Annotated in this window: 13 protein-coding genes, 2 pseudogenes and 1 other annotated feature; of the genes and pseudogenes, 13 read left to right on the forward strand and 2 right to left on the reverse strand. The window is 39.9% G+C overall.

The annotated features are described in order from the left end of the window. Nucleotides 1-118 precede the first annotated feature (118 nt). Nucleotides 119-706 carry a GNAT family N-acetyltransferase gene (locus J2Z66_RS28690; protein WP_209976179.1) on the forward strand — a complete coding sequence of 196 codons (588 nt, stop codon included), beginning with the start codon at nt 119-121 and terminating at the stop codon, nt 704-706. 421 nt (nt 707-1,127) lie between these two features. Here J2Z66_RS28690 and J2Z66_RS28695 read toward each other — a convergent pair whose 3' ends face one another. Further along, entirely contained in the window at nt 1,128-2,774 is a 1,647-nt protein-coding gene (locus J2Z66_RS28695) for an RNA polymerase sigma factor (RefSeq protein WP_209976180.1), read from the reverse strand. 576 nt (nt 2,775-3,350) lie between these two features. Here J2Z66_RS28695 and J2Z66_RS28700 point away from each other — a divergent pair. The 10 genes and pseudogenes from J2Z66_RS28700 to J2Z66_RS28740 all read left to right on the forward strand — a co-directional run bounded on the left by J2Z66_RS28700 (nt 3,351) and on the right by J2Z66_RS28740 (nt 12,269). Beyond that, a complete protein-coding gene (locus J2Z66_RS28700) occupies nt 3,351-4,229 on the forward strand; it encodes a cysteine hydrolase family protein (RefSeq protein ID WP_209976181.1) in 879 nt (292 codons plus the stop codon). A gap of 307 nt (nt 4,230-4,536) precedes the next feature. Further along, nucleotides 4,537-4,653: pseudogene (locus J2Z66_RS44165) on the forward strand (hypothetical protein); the annotation flags it as partial. Then, a pseudogene (locus J2Z66_RS43040) lies at nt 4,602-4,754 on the forward strand (GNAT family N-acetyltransferase); the annotation flags it as partial. The pseudogenes J2Z66_RS44165 and J2Z66_RS43040, both read left to right, overlap by 52 nt. 235 nt (nt 4,755-4,989) lie before the next feature. Next, complete coding sequence (locus J2Z66_RS28710) at nt 4,990-5,433, forward strand: GNAT family N-acetyltransferase (RefSeq protein ID WP_209976183.1); 444 nt, start codon at nt 4,990-4,992, stop codon at nt 5,431-5,433. Nucleotides 5,434-5,970: 537 nt separating this feature from the next. Beyond that, nucleotides 5,971-6,843, forward strand: coding sequence for a DMT family transporter (locus J2Z66_RS28715; RefSeq protein WP_209976184.1), 873 nt, complete (start codon nt 5,971-5,973; stop codon nt 6,841-6,843). A gap of 65 nt (nt 6,844-6,908) precedes the next feature. After that, nucleotides 6,909-7,111 (forward strand) — a binding site (T-box leader). Between the two features lie 57 nt (nt 7,112-7,168). After that, nucleotides 7,169-8,101, forward strand: coding sequence for a hypothetical protein (locus tag J2Z66_RS28720; RefSeq protein WP_209976185.1), 933 nt, complete (start codon nt 7,169-7,171; stop codon nt 8,099-8,101). A gap of 124 nt (nt 8,102-8,225) precedes the next feature. Continuing rightward, on the forward strand, nt 8,226-8,657 hold the full coding sequence (locus tag J2Z66_RS28725) for a hypothetical protein (protein ID WP_245375914.1): 432 nt from the start codon (nt 8,226-8,228) through the stop codon (nt 8,655-8,657). A gap of 400 nt (nt 8,658-9,057) precedes the next feature. Then, entirely contained in the window at nt 9,058-9,477 is a 420-nt protein-coding gene (locus J2Z66_RS28730) for a DUF6892 domain-containing protein (protein ID WP_209976186.1), read from the forward strand. 406 nt (nt 9,478-9,883) lie between these two features. Then, complete coding sequence (locus J2Z66_RS28735) at nt 9,884-11,245, forward strand: phosphotransferase (protein ID WP_209976187.1); 1,362 nt, start codon at nt 9,884-9,886, stop codon at nt 11,243-11,245. A 436-nt stretch (nt 11,246-11,681) separates the two neighbouring features. Beyond that, a complete protein-coding gene (locus tag J2Z66_RS28740; RefSeq protein WP_209976188.1) occupies nt 11,682-12,269 on the forward strand; it encodes a GNAT family N-acetyltransferase in 588 nt (195 codons plus the stop codon). Nucleotides 12,270-12,531: 262 nt separating this feature from the next. Here J2Z66_RS28740 and J2Z66_RS28745 read toward each other — a convergent pair whose 3' ends face one another. Beyond that, a complete protein-coding gene (locus tag J2Z66_RS28745) occupies nt 12,532-13,770 on the reverse strand; it encodes an RNA polymerase sigma factor (protein ID WP_209976189.1) in 1,239 nt (412 codons plus the stop codon). A 436-nt stretch (nt 13,771-14,206) separates the two neighbouring features. Here J2Z66_RS28745 and J2Z66_RS28750 point away from each other — a divergent pair, with 436 nt between their 5' ends. Both J2Z66_RS28750 and J2Z66_RS28755 read left to right on the forward strand, forming a co-directional pair. Beyond that, nucleotides 14,207-14,824 (forward strand): ribonuclease FAU-1 family protein, encoded by a 618-nt coding sequence (locus J2Z66_RS28750; protein ID WP_209976190.1) that lies wholly within the window; start codon nt 14,207-14,209, stop codon nt 14,822-14,824. A 236-nt stretch (nt 14,825-15,060) separates the two neighbouring features. Beyond that, nucleotides 15,061-15,903, forward strand: a complete 843-nt coding sequence (locus tag J2Z66_RS28755; protein ID WP_209976191.1) for a tyrosine-type recombinase/integrase — start codon at nt 15,061-15,063, stop codon at nt 15,901-15,903. Nucleotides 15,904-16,055 lie beyond the last annotated feature (152 nt).

Consider the following 16,055-nt stretch of genomic DNA (forward strand, 5'->3'; position numbering starts at 1 on the left):
AGCCTCGTTAAGCTATTGGGCAGTTTAGTAATAATGATTTTTTACCCGTTATCACCTTAATTTGTATGTTAACATACATCATGAGAAGACTTCGGTAATGCAAAAAGGGAGATTGGAAATGAAAAAAGGTGACTCAAACCACGTATTTATGATTGAATGTGAAGATATAATTTTACGTGAGTATAGGATTGAGGATTTAGACGAACTACACAACATTACCTGGCAACCTCATTTTTATGAATTTTTGATTGATTGGAACGTGTCCAAGGAACAGCGAGAAGACTGGATTAAGAATTATGAAATACCAGATAATAAACGGTTTTTAAATGCTATATTAAAAGATGGAGATATGGGACAACTTCGTTTGCGATTGGGGATAATATGCAAAGAAACCGGTAAGTTTATTGGTGTTTGCGGTACAGGAATATTGGACAAAGTGCAACCACCAAATAGAGAGATTTTTTATGGGATTTCAAATGACCACAGAAACAAAGGGTATACGACTCAAGCCGCAAAAGGGTTAGTTAAATATTTGTTTGAAAACACCGTTACCGAGGAACTCATCGCTATAGCTCAGATACGTAACGTTCCGTCGAATAAAGTGATTCAAAAATGTGGATTTGAATTTCAAAATAGTATTGAAATTAACAATCAAAAATACAACCACTATAAACTTAGTAAAAGTAGCTGGGAAAGTAAGATATAGCCGAGATCATGCAAATCACTAGAAAACCACCTGCATCTTTTGCTACGCTAATGAGTACGTTAGTTGAACGATACAAGGATCAAATTGCCGCGGCAGTTGCTCCTTGATTTTATTACGCTAACGGGCAGTTTTGCTGAATAGATCTGCTGAGTATGTGGAGCATCTGGCCTCTCACGGTTGGTTGCGGACAAGAAAGATTAAAAATCGTCAGGTAAAGGAGAAATCCGGCAGATACGATTGCGATTAAAAACTACCCATGACGCACATGCGTCATGGGTGGTTTTTAATCATTTTCATACGTTCAGGAGGGGGCCGTGGTGAAATAGCGATGTCCTAATCACTTCGTTGGACAGACAGAGTTTTGTGTAAAAATAGCCACCACCCGGCAACGGCCATTCTTCGTATACATTTCCGAACCGACTTACTTGACCGGCCCCATCCAGGTTGAAATCGTCTTCTGCTGGTGCGGCAACGGCGGTTTCAACTTCCCGTTATCGATCAAATGCTTCAAAATATAAGCGACCAGCCGGCCTCCGCCGGTATTGCCTCTCACCATGTAAGCAAGCTGCGGCTCCAAATGCTTCGGCTGATTTTGCAGGAACAGCTTGAGCATTTTATCGTAGAGATTGCCGACAGCAGGCGCATACAGAGCGGACAAATCCGGCATTGCCTTGTTCAACCGATCCAACGTTTGCGGAGAGTCGATCCAAATCGCATTGAATTTGTACCCCTCCTCCGTCTTGCGGATGTAACCCTTCTCCAGCAGGAACGAATATTGCTCGCTGTTCTCTTCGTTGTCGGACAGTTCCCCTTGTTGGAACGCATGACAAATTTCGACATTCCGGTATTCCAGGAAACGCCAATCCATCTGGCGGTCGCTCCAATACGTATTGAATTGCCACAAGTATAAGGGAGTGTCTTCGACGTAGCGGAGCGACGGACCGAAGGTGACGTAACTACTCAAATCAAAACCCGGATCGGCATTGCGGCTCCGGTTCAACGCCGCATAGGCAATATACTGCCCTCCGTCCTTTCGCATTGGTGCGACCACATCGAAGTTGTCGCCCGCCGGCATGCTCCGCCAAGATTGCTCCTCGACGTTCTTGGGCAGCAAGGTCCAGAGCAGGAAGTTATAGTCGCCGTCCGGAAAGTACACTCCGCTATCCTCGACTTGCCGGCGAACTTCCATTAACGCGTCGAAATGAACATCGGCCACTTCGGCGGCGCAATCTTGCCAGAATTGATGACCGGCTACGGCCAACTCGAAGAGGTCCCAGACGATGGTATTGCTTTGATATTTGCCGGGAGAGGTTTGGATGAGAAAATTGTAATCGGCCAGGTGCCGGACTTCGCCTTCCAGCAAAGACGGCGGCATTCCGAGCTCCTCCGCGATTTGATGTACGGTACGCGCCTTGTGATAAGCCGAGTAAACGATATTTTGCGCCAAGGCGCGTCCAAGAAAATCGTTGGTTTCGCCCAGTCTGCCGGCCGAACCGGAATGGCCCATTTCCCCCATGCTGACCGGATTGACACTCAAAGTTCCTGTTGCACGCATACGTTTCATCCCTTTCCTTAACTCCTTTTTGGCCTCGCTCAAATGCCACTTCACCGTGTTGACAGGAATGTTCAGAGCAATCGCGATATCGCCGATTTTAAGCTCGTCGTAGTAATGCATGACCACGATCCGGCGATGGATGTCGGACAGAAACGCGACTTCCCGGCGCAGCTCGCGGTAAGCTTCGGTTACCAGCAGCCGGTCAAGCGGCTCCCGGGAAGGGGCGGCCGACAGTTCGGACATGCCGTTGATTTCGATCGCTTGGGGAGCGTGCGCACGCTTTTTCAACCAATTCACCCAAGTGTATCGGGCAACCGTCCAGACGTAAGCCTCAAGGCATCTAATGTCCCGCACCCCGGAGAAGGATTTCAACAACTGCAGCATAATCTCCTGAGCCAGATCCTCCGCCTCCGCCCGCTGCTTGACCCGGTTCAACGCAAAACCGAAAATCGGCTTGACATAATTCCGAATCGCTTCCGCCGCTTCTTTTCCGTTCTTCCCGATTGAATTCATTTTTTGCCTCCGTAGTTGCATCTGTAATTCCTGACAATCAAATATTGTGCCAGGCGAAATAAAGGTTGGGATATTTTCAAAAAAATTTGGACGTCCTACCGGATCACTCATACATGTATAATTACAAACATCATGAGTAGGTCATTTGAATGGTTAAAGAGACGTTATGAACTTTTTGTTGAGTATATTGGAAAAGAATTAAACAAGCTGAAGATTACTTTAGATGTAAAGGTCTCACTTTTAGTATATAAAGATACTTTTTTCCGTTCAACTAAGGGAGGATACAAACTAGGAGCACGAGCCGAAGTTCTTCTTCGGGTACTTGGGGTACTCCTTCTTTCCGTAGGTAAACCAGGAGTGGTCTCGATTAATTATTCAAATGCATAATAGAGGTTCATTAAACTAACGAGGAACGTTAGTTGAACAAATAAGGGGCAGTTTGCTGCGGCAGTTGCTCCCTTTCTTTATTAAGCTAACAGGCAGAATAGTTTAATGATTTTACAGGATTGAGTAGTACATATATCGAAATACAATCTATCGAAAGGACTCTTCTGCAATTGGAAAGGGAGTATCAAAATGAAGTTTAATATTAATTTAGAGTACACACCAATATCTCCAGTAGCTGATTTACCCTTTACGGAATCCAGTTTATCTCGTCGAATTTCTCCCTACGTTTTAGATACGGATGAAATAGGTATTGCACTTGTAGATATTTGGAATATTGGTTGGGAAAACGGACCTTGCATTCCCGAATTAGGGTACGAGTTAAGCACAGAACGGGGTATTTCACATGCAAATCGAAAACGTCAAATTATTGAAGAAATCATTTGTCCTACGGTCAATGAATTAAGAAAATCAGGAGTTCAGATTTTCCATTGTAATCATGCTTTCTTTTTAGAAAAGTACCCACAATGGAATTATTCGACTACTCAAGAAGAACGTGATAGTCTCAATAAACCGAAAAATGAACAAACTAATTCGTCAGAAAAACCAAATACTGAGGATGATATATTTCCACCAAGAGATTGGGTTCATTTTTGGCAAGGTAAACATTCAAATGAAATCAATAATTGGGAATGGTTGAAACAAAACGATAAAGTCTACGAGTTTATTGACATACCAGACCCTGCAAAGCCACAAGAAGGTGATCTACTTGTGTTTCATCATGTTCAATTTCATAGGTTGCTTACAGAACGGAAAATTAAAGTTCTTTTTTATATGGGTTTCGAAACCGATATATGTGTTCAGTTCAGCGATTGTGGAATGAAATTCATGAGTAGTTATGGTTATATGTGTAATATTCTACGTGATTGCACAACAACATTTGAAGTTGCAGAAACTCTCAATGGTTTGTGGAAAACAAGAGTACACATTGCGAATATTGAGAACAAATGGGGGTATTCAACAACATCACAAGCCTTAATTGAATCAATTAGAAAGTCCGAAAGAGATTAAGCTAACGGGACACGTTAGTTGAACGATACAAGGAGCAGTTTGCCGCGGCAGTTGCTCCTTGTTTTTATTAAGCTAACGGGCAGGATAGTTGAATAACACACATTAATAAGCAGGCGCTGATGCCTGCTTATTCTATTAATCAAAGTAACAATGTATATCAAGATAAAGTGATAAATGAAATTGTTGAGATAGATCAGCAGAAAAAAAGAGTAACAATGATGGAGTATTTTCGTCATACTTGTTTGCGATCCGTTGTGAAAATATTCGAAAATGCATTCAGAAAGTTAATGAACAACTGCTTAAACAGGTGGTCGCGCATGAACTGGCCCACTACAAACGAAAGGATACGATCTGGAATATGGTCGGCAGTCTGTATTTTCATTTAATGATAGAGCTATTCGTTTGTACACTAAGATTGGTTTTCAACAGGAAGGAAGCAGCAGACAAAGTCTATTTAGAGACGGTGAATGGCATGACATCATTCATATGGGTCTTTTGCAAAATGAATACTTTGAGAATAAGTAAAAAAGGAATAACATGGTTCTACCGTAAAAGAGAGGAACAGCTATTGAATGGCATCAACTAAATATGATAAAATAGATGATTAAAGTGAAATATGTTTGATTGCAAATCGATTAATATAATTCCGAAAAGAGTGGTAAGCATGAAGTCATATATCAACTGGAGATATACGATCACCATCTACAAAAAAGTGATGAAAGGAGCGTGATAAATTAAAAAGAAAAAGGAGCAGAACGAAATGATACAAAACAGAAAAGCAACCGTTAATGACTATGATATGATTATAAATCTTTGGGAAAGATCGGTAATGGCCACTCATCATTTTTTGAGTTTCAAGGATAAAGAGGAAATCAAAAAAGAATTACCCATGTATTTTCCTCATCTTGATGTACGTCTCTGGTATACCGAAGACTCTATCATTGGTTTTACCGCCATCAATGAAAATCACTTGGAAGCACTATTTCTCGATCCCGATAAAATTGGTAAAGGGTATGGGAAACAAATTATGCAAATATGCATCAATGGTTTTGGGATCACGTCCGTTGATGTGAATAAACAAAATGAGAATGCGACAAGGTTTTACTTAAAAAGCGGTTTCGGAATAATCGGTGAAGATTTGACGGATGGAGCAGGCCGCCCTTACCCCATTTTACATTTGAAATACAATGAACAGCAGAAGTAATTCTTCTGTCCAGGCTGTCGAGAAATCAACAGCCTTTTAAATAACTATTGAAAATCTTTTTTGACAGCACACAGAAGTTTAATGATTTTGCAATACATAACGTCACATAACTAATTAGGTGATTCAACAATTCTGTTAGAGGAACATCGATGGAATGACGGTGGAACAAAAAAATCAAACGCGTAAAGTCAAACTCGAACAAAAAAGCATTACTCTAATCATTAAGAATGCTTTTTTGTTAGTTGAACCATTACGCTAACGGGCAGGTTAGTTGAACAAATAAGGGGCAGTTTGCTGCGGCAGCTGTTCCCTTTCTTTGTTAAGCTAACGGGCAGGTTAGTTATGGTTAAAACAGTTAATACCCTAATCAACAAAATTCGTGTAAAATATAATTATTCTTTTGAAAGTGAGCTGAAAACCGATGATGTGGTCACCACTATTTGAAAATGATGTACCAGTAGTTTTTCTTCCTTAACGGTAGAAAAACTACAACTCCGTTAAGGACAGGAATTGTCTAGTGAAACGGAGGGTACAACAGTGAAAAACACCTTATTAGGTTCGTTATATTTATCACTCGCTGCTAGTATTTGGGGCGGGATGTATGTTGTGGTAAAACATGTGGTAGACTTTGTGCCACCCCTTGAATTAGTATGGATTCGCTATGTAATTGCACTTTTGGCATTGCTAATCATTGGCGTTGTAACAAAGCAATCATGGCGTATTGAAAAACGAGATTTGCTATTAATTTTCACGATTGGACTTATTGGACATACAATTTCTATCATAACCCAAGAAGTGGGTACGATGCTTTCTACTGCACAAATGGGTGCCATCATTACTTCAACGACACCTGCATTCATGGTGCTATTTGCGCGTATCATTTTAAAAGAAAAGATTACGTTAAAAAAAGCAATTTCTATTATTTTAGCAACAATCGGTGTCGGTATCATTGTCGGTAATGCCAATATCGATCCATCTCTTCAACTTGGTGGTGTATCACTGCTTATTGCAGCACTTACTTGGGCACTTATGTCTGTTCTTATTAAACGGGTACCTGGGCAATATTCACAAATTGTCGTAACGTGCTATACTACCCTTGTAGCCATTGTTTTACTTTCACCTTTTACAATTAGCCGATTACCGGACCTTGATATTCAAGCCATGATGCATCCATCTATTTGGGGCGGTCTTTTATATATGGGAGTCATCTCAACAGCGTGCGCCTTTTTACTGTGGAATCGTGGACTGCAAATGCTCGACGCTTCAAGTGGCGGATTATTTTTCTTTTTCCAACCGATAGTCGGTACTTTTTTAGGGTGGTTATTACTTGGTGAACAAATTGGCTTGTCTTTTTGGATAGGTACTATATTAATTTTTATTGGTGTACTTTTAGTCATTCGAGAAGAATGAGAGTGTGCTTGGATTTTTGAATCTTGACCGAAAGCCAATCAACCCTATATAATCATCCATAAATCACCAACACGATGAGGAAACAAAGTAGACAATCATTCATGATCAGAGAGGGGCTTCATTTGGTGCAAGGCCCCCGTGAGTGATTGCTGAACGCCGGTTTCTGAGTGCGAGTTAAATCTTCGCCGGTTCAGGCCCGTTACTGCCTGCTAAGATGGTCGTTATTTTACGACAATTTGGGTGGTACCGCGACGAATTCGTCCCATATTTTGGGGCGTTTTTTTGTTTTAAGAAAAGAAAGGAAAAGAAAAGGAGCGTGAACTCTGTGGACACTGTACGTACAGCCGATCTTGAAAGAATATTGAAAAAACTCGGGAATGCCGATTTGATTGCTCTCTTAGTTGAAGAAATATCGGGGGGCGACTTGAACACACTTCTTTTAAAAATTTTTAATGAAAGACTAAAAACATCTACTCCGAGTGACCTGCTAAAAAGATACAGGGACAACCGTTTTGTGCACCCCGCCGAAGTGGATGCCATTCAGCTAAAACAGTTGGAAATGGATGTTCTGAACATTGCAATTCATCATGGAGTTACTCCTATTCAATTGTCTCCGGTTGCACCTTTGGGTTGTACCTCTGTAATTGGCCCCGTTGATCAAAATAAGGTTATCTCTGCGCTTAGAGGAACGGAAGTTGTTTCGGATGCAACTAATCTTATAGCTTTGCATATTGCTGATTTAATCAAAACCAATAACTTAAGAGAAGACTTATTTCGTTTTTCCACAACCCATAGACATGTGCGTGCACAATTCTTTGGTAATGTACCAGGGATGCTGCCCCACTTTGATTTGTTTTGTATGGTGACTTCCGGAGTTGACCAAGGATCATACGGCTTTGAAAAACAATCACTCTGGGAACATATACAAGTGTATCAAAGCATCTTCAAAACACTCTTTGAATCTGATATCGAGGTTATCTTTAGTGAGCGGGGCGGTTACAAGGACAGTGCCGGATTGATATCAAGAGTCATAAGTCATGGGCATGAGCTGCAATTAAAGAATGTAAAGATAAGTACAGGTACTCCAAACAAGGAGAATCAATACTATAAAGGTCTGCAATTTACTATAAAGACTGTTATAGGTGACAAGGAGTATTATATTGGTGATGGTGGTTTTGTAGACTGGACACAAAAAATGCTTGAAAATAAAAAAGAGCGATTGGTAATTAGTGCAATTGGATTGGATAGACTTTTATAATAATTTCTTTATTTGGAGGGTTATAGTTGTTCATAAGCAAAAAGAAGAAAATTAGAGGCTGGAAAAAACACGTCAGAAAAAAAAGAATCCTCCTGTTTGGTACAATCGACTTCTCCTTGAAGCGATGTTGGATGTTTATCGAATTTGGAATGAAAAGTTATTAAAACTAGAAGAAGATTTTTATCTGAAGTTATGGATATATGACCCACACTTCATCAACTCGCAGATGGTAGCTGCTTATAAAGATTGTCTTCACTTTTACGACCAAACGTTTGAAGTTGGAAATCAAGAAAAACAATTCCCTTATCACAAGTACACTTATCTAAGAGAAAAGTTAGAAATGTTCGATTGGCACCTCTATATGGATAGCGATATTTTCGCAGAGAGTGAACTAATTGACAATATCCAACGAGGTTGGATGAGTGAAAAAGAAATTGAAGCTATTAAAGGGAAGGCTTACAAAGTCGAAACCATTCATCTTTCTGATGGAGATACAGATAAAACGTATAGTGTTAAAGTTGGAGATGTTTGGGTGGGCTCCATTAAGAAACATTAATTAAAGCTCCGTGGATGGAAGGGAAAAATGTAAAGGTTTTCTGCACTAACGGGTACGATAGTTGAATGAAACATGAAGGCAGCTGGCCAATGATCGGCTGTCTTCTGTCGTAGAAGAAACGGGAGGATAGTCCGAAAACCGCTCTTTACAACAGAACATACATTCGGTACAATTAAATTGATCAGATGGTTTGTCACTTATTTTTTGGATGCCCCGACCTGGGAGAAGCGAAAAGATGGGCCGCCGCTCGAATTGTTCGACCGCATGACGGCGGAAGAACGTCAGGCAGCGGAAGAAGAGCTTCTCCGCATCGTAAGCCTGCGTGACAACTGGCCGGTCATGGCGCTCCTTAGCCAATACCGATGAGAAAAATTATATTTTGAACAGAGGGAGATTTTCAATGGATATTTATAAAGACGCAACAGGCTTATTTGAGGACTTCAACTTTAAGTTGGTTGTGATTGATTCATTATTAAATCAATCTCCATCTTTTGAGTCGGAGTTAGAAATTCTGAAAGAGAAATATGACAAGTTTGAATGGTATAACGCTTCAGATCCAATCGAAGAAATGTTAAAATTTTTCAGCAATTTGAAATTGGAACTTCAAGATTTGGATAAAGTTATTGAACTGTGTTTTGATGGCGGAAATGAAATTTATCACTTAATCCAGCCAGATTGGGATGGTGAAGACGGCCAATTTGATGTTCAATCGGTAAGCGGATTTGAGCATTTGAAAAACCTCAAACGCGTTTGCTATATCAGCATGTGTGATGAAGAAATTTTATATCCATTGAGCAATAAGGGGATTGAAATAACATAATTTAATTTACCTTTTACAGTTCGAATATGTTGCAACAATTTTACTGACTCGTGTTTTTACACAGCCTTAAGCATTTTCAGGAGGGTTCGGCTTCGGCACAGAACCCTCCTGATTTAATTATTTTCGCATCCACAGCTTTTGTCCGCTCTCGGCTTATTATTGGAACATGGCGTTGATGTTTATGCCAAAGTTGAAGGCGGTAATGATGCTGTATCACTATCAAAGGAAAGAGGCAATTTGCGAGTTGCAAAATTACTGGAAAGCTCGTAGATTAAGCTAACGGGTAACGATAGTGTGGGAGCTTGCCTGACACGTAACTCCTTTTTTTATTGAAGTAACGGGCAGATTTCCAAAGAAACAAAAGGAGTTCATTTATATGAGTTTACAAATTATTTGGAGGTGATTTATGGAAAATAAAAAGCTCTTTTTTCTTCTCTCAGAAGATGATGGAAAAAAAGTATTCGTCCTAAAAACTAATAATGTGTGGAAAATACCTGAATTCGATCAAAGAGTACCAGGAAATATAGCTTTTGATAATCCTGATCCGTATCTCCAATGGTTCGAATACGAATATGGGATCCCAGTATTCAGGAGGTATATTATTGAAAGTATAACTTCAGATTCAACTTATATGATTCTTGAACCCAAAGACAAAAAGTATCCAATTTTATCGAATTATTCTTGGTTGCCAATTGACAATTTATTAGTAAAGTATAGTGATCAGACGGCTCTTTATACTATTATAGGTAATTTGACTGCTCATTATAATAAGAGCTTTACACTACCTTGGGTCAACAAAAATGGTTATGGAATTTACACTGAGTGGGCAATCAAAACACTTCGACTGTTGGGCAAGAATCCAACAGGATCAATGAGACAAATCAAAAATGCTTATGTGTCAAGTGTATTTTGTTGCCCTACAAACGAAGGCGATTTTTACTTAAAAATACCGTCAAATGTTTATATCCGCGAGTTTGAAATCACCAAGGAACTGAAAAGTTGGGATATCATACAGCTGCCAGAGTGGGCTGCATTCGACGAAAGCACCAAAACAATTTTAATGAGAGATATGGGGGGATCGGATCTTTCGGCAGACGCAGATAAAGCCATACTAACCTTAGTTGTTAAAGAATATGCTAAATTTCAAAAAAGTGCCATTGACTATATAAATCTCTCTAATCCTTATCCTTTTTATGATTTGAGGGCATCGGTACTGATCTCCAGAGTTGAAAGCTTGGTGGTCGATGCTGTCAAATTACTTCAAGGCTCTCAGTTTGAGCTTGACGAAAAAGAAGTATCCAATTTATTGAAGAAGATCCCTTATTGGAAAAAGCTTTGTGAACAAGTACAGAAGTACCCAATACCTTATTCTCTTGATCATGGGGATCTACGCCCAGGCAACATTCACATAACTGAGAGGGGAATTATCTTTTTTGATTGGGCATGGTCTGCAATAGCTCATCCATTCTTCAGTATATGTTCCTTTTTTCATGTTATCAGGAGGTCGATCTCTGATTCCACCAAAATACATTTAAGGGATGTTTATTTAAAAGAATGGCAAAGCTTTGCAGCAATGGGGGAGCTATTGGAATTGTTCGAGTTGGTTGAACAGTTGAGAGATCTTTACTGTGTGCTAGGGGATAGGGATTGGCTGGAAGCAATACAGAAATTGTTAGCTTGGCAGACTCCTAACTTTGCTTCACCTGATGATTATACTCTTGAACGCCGCCAATATTATTTTGCACGCGTACTTCGGAGATTAATTTGACTGTTATTGCCTATCCAATTAGCGGGAAACATTAGTTGAATGAAACAAGGAGCATTTTGCCGCGGCAGCTGTTCCTTATTTTTATTAGCTAAAGGGCAGTAATGCTCAATAAGAAATGATGTAATAATTAGAAAAAGCCTGGTGAATTGCCAAGCTTAAGAATCGTTAATTAATGTTCTCTACAAAATCCGAAATGTTCTTCAACTTCTCGAATCAAATCCAATGGGTTAGTGTTGAGAGTATCTCAAGTGTTATATTTGAAACCACTTTCCCGAGATCGAAAATATATCAATGTAGGATATCATTGAACATACGTAATTGAATGATTGGGCAGCCTCGTTAAGCTATTGGGCAGTTTAGTAATAATGATTTTTTACCCGTTATCACCTTAATTTGTATGTTAACATACATCATGAGAAGACTTCGGAGATTGGAAATGAAAAAAGGCGACTTAAACCACGTATTTATGATTGAATGTGAAGATATAATTTTACGTGAGTATAGGATTGAGGATTTAGATGAACTACACAACATTACCTGGCAACCTCATTTTTATGAATTTTTGATTGATTGGAACGTGTCCAAGGAACAACGAGCAGACTGGATTAAGAATTATGAAATACCAGATAATAAACGGTTTTTAAATGCTATATTAAAAGATGGAGATATGGGACAACTTCGTTTGCGATTGGGGATAATATGCAAAGAAACCGGTAAGTTTATTGGTGTTTGTGGTACAGGAATATTGGACAAAGTGCAACAACCAAATAGAGAGATTTTTTATGGGATTTCAAATGACCACAGAAACAAAGGGTATACGACTCAAGCCGCAAAAGGGTTAATTAAATATTTGTTTGAAAACACCGTTACCGAGGAACTCATCGCTATAGCTCAGATACGTAACGTTCCGTCGAATAAAGTGATTCAAAAATGTGGATTTGAATTTCAAAATAGTATTGAAATTAACAATCAAAAATATAACCACTATAAACTTAGTAAAAGTAGCTGGGAAAGTAAGATATAGCTGAGATCATGCAAATCACTAGAAAACCACCTGCATCTTTTGCTACGCTAATGAGTACGTTAGTTGAACGATACAAGGATCAAATTGCCGTTGTAGTTGCTCCTTGATTTTATTAAGCTAACGGGCAGGATAGTTTAATGATTGGGGCTATAAGGCTGTACTAGATAGAACAATGTATAGTGTACTGTTGAGCTATGGGAGACCATAACAAAACCACCTTTTCGAAGGTGGTTTTGTTATGGTCAAATACTAGTATCAAAATTTAACATAGCCTAGATTTTAAATATTGCACCCACATCCCGTGCAGCTCAGCTTCCGATACTTGAAATGCGCCTTGAAAATCAGTGGCATCGCGTATGAATTTGTTGAGCGCATCTAAACTGTATGAATGGATGAGATATTCTACGATCAAATGCGAGAATCCATATCCCCCTATCTTCTCGAAATCCCAGGTATCATCAGTTAATGCTTGAAAGCTAGGGACAGCGTTATTTTGAATCGCTTCGGAGGTGCTATACTGGATATATTCTTGTGACATTTGTTTGGCTTCATGCCCGCCGAGCCCGTGTGTAAGCCATTTCGGTGCCAACGGATTAATATCCTTCACTAACCACATCGTAAACAAGCTTATAGTGTGCCGTAGTACCGATTGATACGTATGTTCAGGGCCTGGGTTGAGTGGGGATACGATTTTAATTTTATTGTCTTCATAGGTTCCCATAAACCAATTGGGCGCATCCGGCTCGTTTATTGCTTGATGAAAAGTGGGCAGATCCGGATAGATCTCAATAGCGATTTTCTGAGAAGGTCGATGACGATAGGTTGTAATAATTCGATCTACATTGCTTTTCAACTCTTCAAATAAGTCATGGTATACCTTGTTCATACCATCATTCTTGGAGGGAGCCTCGCTTTTATCCACAATTGATATCAATTCTTTAATAGACATGATTGTAATGTCACCCCATTCTTTTAATTCTTTTTTTAGTTTGTTTAAGGCACGATAGAGTCTGTTCTTGACTGCGCTTTCAGGCATCCCGATGATTTTGGATATTTCCAATAAAGTGCAATCGACGAAAAAACGCAATGATATGATTTGCTGATCTAATTCATTCAATCGGGCTAATGCAGCACTAATATCAAGACGGATATCGACATCTCTAGCAATATCGAGGGATATCGATTGGGACTGAAAATCGATTACTTCGTGCACCATTTCTTTATTTCGTGATCTCGTACGATACTCGTTTTTCACAATATTTTGCGCGATTTTGAATAGCCAAGTAAATATACTGGAGTTACACTTAAACAAGTGAAAGTTTTCCATTGCTTTTAAAAAAGCTTGTTGCGTTAAGTCATCGGCAGTTGCCGAATTTGTCTTTACTGCAATATAATTTCGAATTCTATCTCGATATTGATTATAAATGGCTTCGAAATGCTGGATGTGCTCCTGCTCCTCCGGAAGAACAGGGATTTTCTTTTTGTCTTGAGCTCGTGACACCAGTAGTACCTCCTCCTGAACTTACAATTCATTAGACACCGAAGGGAGGTAAAAAGCCACATCATTTTAAAATAATTTTACACGACGCCACTCCACTTTTTTAAACCCCGAAAAAGCAAAGCGTAAAGGCAATTCAGCTATGTGGTATTAAGTGAGGATTACCAATGGAGAAAGATATTCAGGAGCTTAAAAAACGTATTGGATTTCTGGAAAAGCAAGTTCAGAACAAACAACTTCAGTCATCTAATATATTGAGGTTGAGCTTAACTTTTATAATAGTACTCGTGACTTTGCTCATCTTGATTGGAATCTTTCAATTTATAACCCCCCAACCAATTCAACTAACGGGAACGATAGTTAAACAAAAAGGCTGCCGCTGGAACACGTGATTTTCAAATTGACAGCTCGCAATGTTGGGCACATAGGAGTGACTTTTTTGAGCAAAGCCCATTATAATCCTGGAGATCAAGTCGTGTTGCGACGAGTATGGCAAGATAAAATATGTAGCGTCACCGCAGCGACAATAGTACAGGATACCCCTAAATTGATCGCGTTGTATTGGGGTCCAGGCTATCCTCTCAAGTCAGCAAAAAACCTTCTAGTTGTAACCTCAGATCCTTTGAATGACCTTAGTGACCATACATGGGGGGCATCGAATCTACTGATGCTTGTTTCGCCTGGAGCAGCTCATGCCGTCTATGCTATGTGGGGCGATGATCATACATTTTGGGGATGGTACATCAACCTGCAAGAACCGCTTCGCCGAACTCCAATTGGCTTTGACACAATGGATTACTTGCTTGATATTCAGGTAAGCCCAGATCGGTATGAATATTCTTGGAAAGATGAAGCAGATTTTAACGATGCGGTTGAAGCAGGCAATATTTCCGTTGACTTAGCGCGTGCCATTCGATCTGATGGCGAACGGGCGATTAAATTGATGAAAGAAGGCCCTTCATCATTCTACGATGCTTGGAAGAGATGGGTGCCCCCGATAGAACGGGAGATTCCTAAGATGCCGCTGGCCTGGGGCGAGAGATATTTCGAAAGCTAGTTAAGGTTGGGTGCAATAACTATGGCTGCTTAATTATGCGTTGGTGTGCCAGTGAAGCAATTTCACTGCACTTTTTTCTTTAATTAATGCCGGCGAGATCATTCGACGATTAAGCTAACGGGACACGATAGTTGAATGCTCATTGGCGCCATACGGCAGCCATTGAGCATTTCTTTCTTATGATTAAATCCACCCGATTCTAGTGAGACTAGAATGAAAAACGGGAGGGTTTTGTTATGAAATTGAATGAATTATGGGTTTTTTATGAAGCTGATAAGCGCATTTTGGGATTCAGTCCTCACACTTTGAAAGCGTACGTTCTGCAACTCAAGATGTTAATTGGCGGAATTGGTGATGTTGAAATTGAGGGAATTCATTTAGATTTGCTTAAAAATTACTTGTCTAAACAGTCGGAGCGGCTAAAGCCAAGCAATTTAGGACATCGAATTCGCTTCGTACGTTCGCTTTTTCGCTTTGCATTTGAGGAAGGGCATATTTCGCGGAATCCTGCCCTTAAACTGAGAGAGCCAAAGACGGATAAACGCATCCCCAAATTTCTAATCGAAGAGGATGTCATTCATCTAAAGATTTCCTGCCTTTCTCCTCGTGAATATGCTCTGCTTGAATTTTTATATTGCACAGGCTGCCGTGTTGGCGAAGTACAAAAAATAAATATAGAAGACATCGATTGGGAAAACTGCTCAGTTATTGTAAACGGTAAGGGAGCAAAACAAAGGGAAGTCTATTTTACAACCGAATGTAAGATTTGGCTTAAAAGATACCTTGAGAGCCGACATGACACCTGCAAAGCATTATTTGTTACAGATACTCATCCTACTCGCCGGATGTCGATACCTACAATTCGTTACTCGTTAAAAAAGCTAGCAACCCGTGAGAAAATTGCTGTGAATGTTTACCCACATCGATTCAGGCACACCTACGCCTGCCAATTGTTGGATAACGGTGCGCCGCTGGAATTTATCCAAGGAATGCTCGGTCACGAAAAAGCATCCACCACTCAAATATATGCCCAGCTACGAGGTGAGCGGCGAAGAGAATTATATCGCAGGTATTTCTAGGCTGAGATTCGTCAAGAATTCTTTTCGCTTAGAGTTAAGAAAAAACGCTAAGCCGGTCACATTTGAAAGGCTTTGCGTATATTTCCGTGTAATGTTGGCGGGACCCAAATAAAACATCAAGAGAAGGCTGCCGGCAGATTGGGAGCCTTCTG

The organism is Paenibacillus eucommiae (assembly GCF_017874215.1).
Taxonomy (GTDB): Bacteria; Bacillota; Bacilli; order Paenibacillales; family NBRC-103111; genus Paenibacillus_AI; species Paenibacillus_AI eucommiae.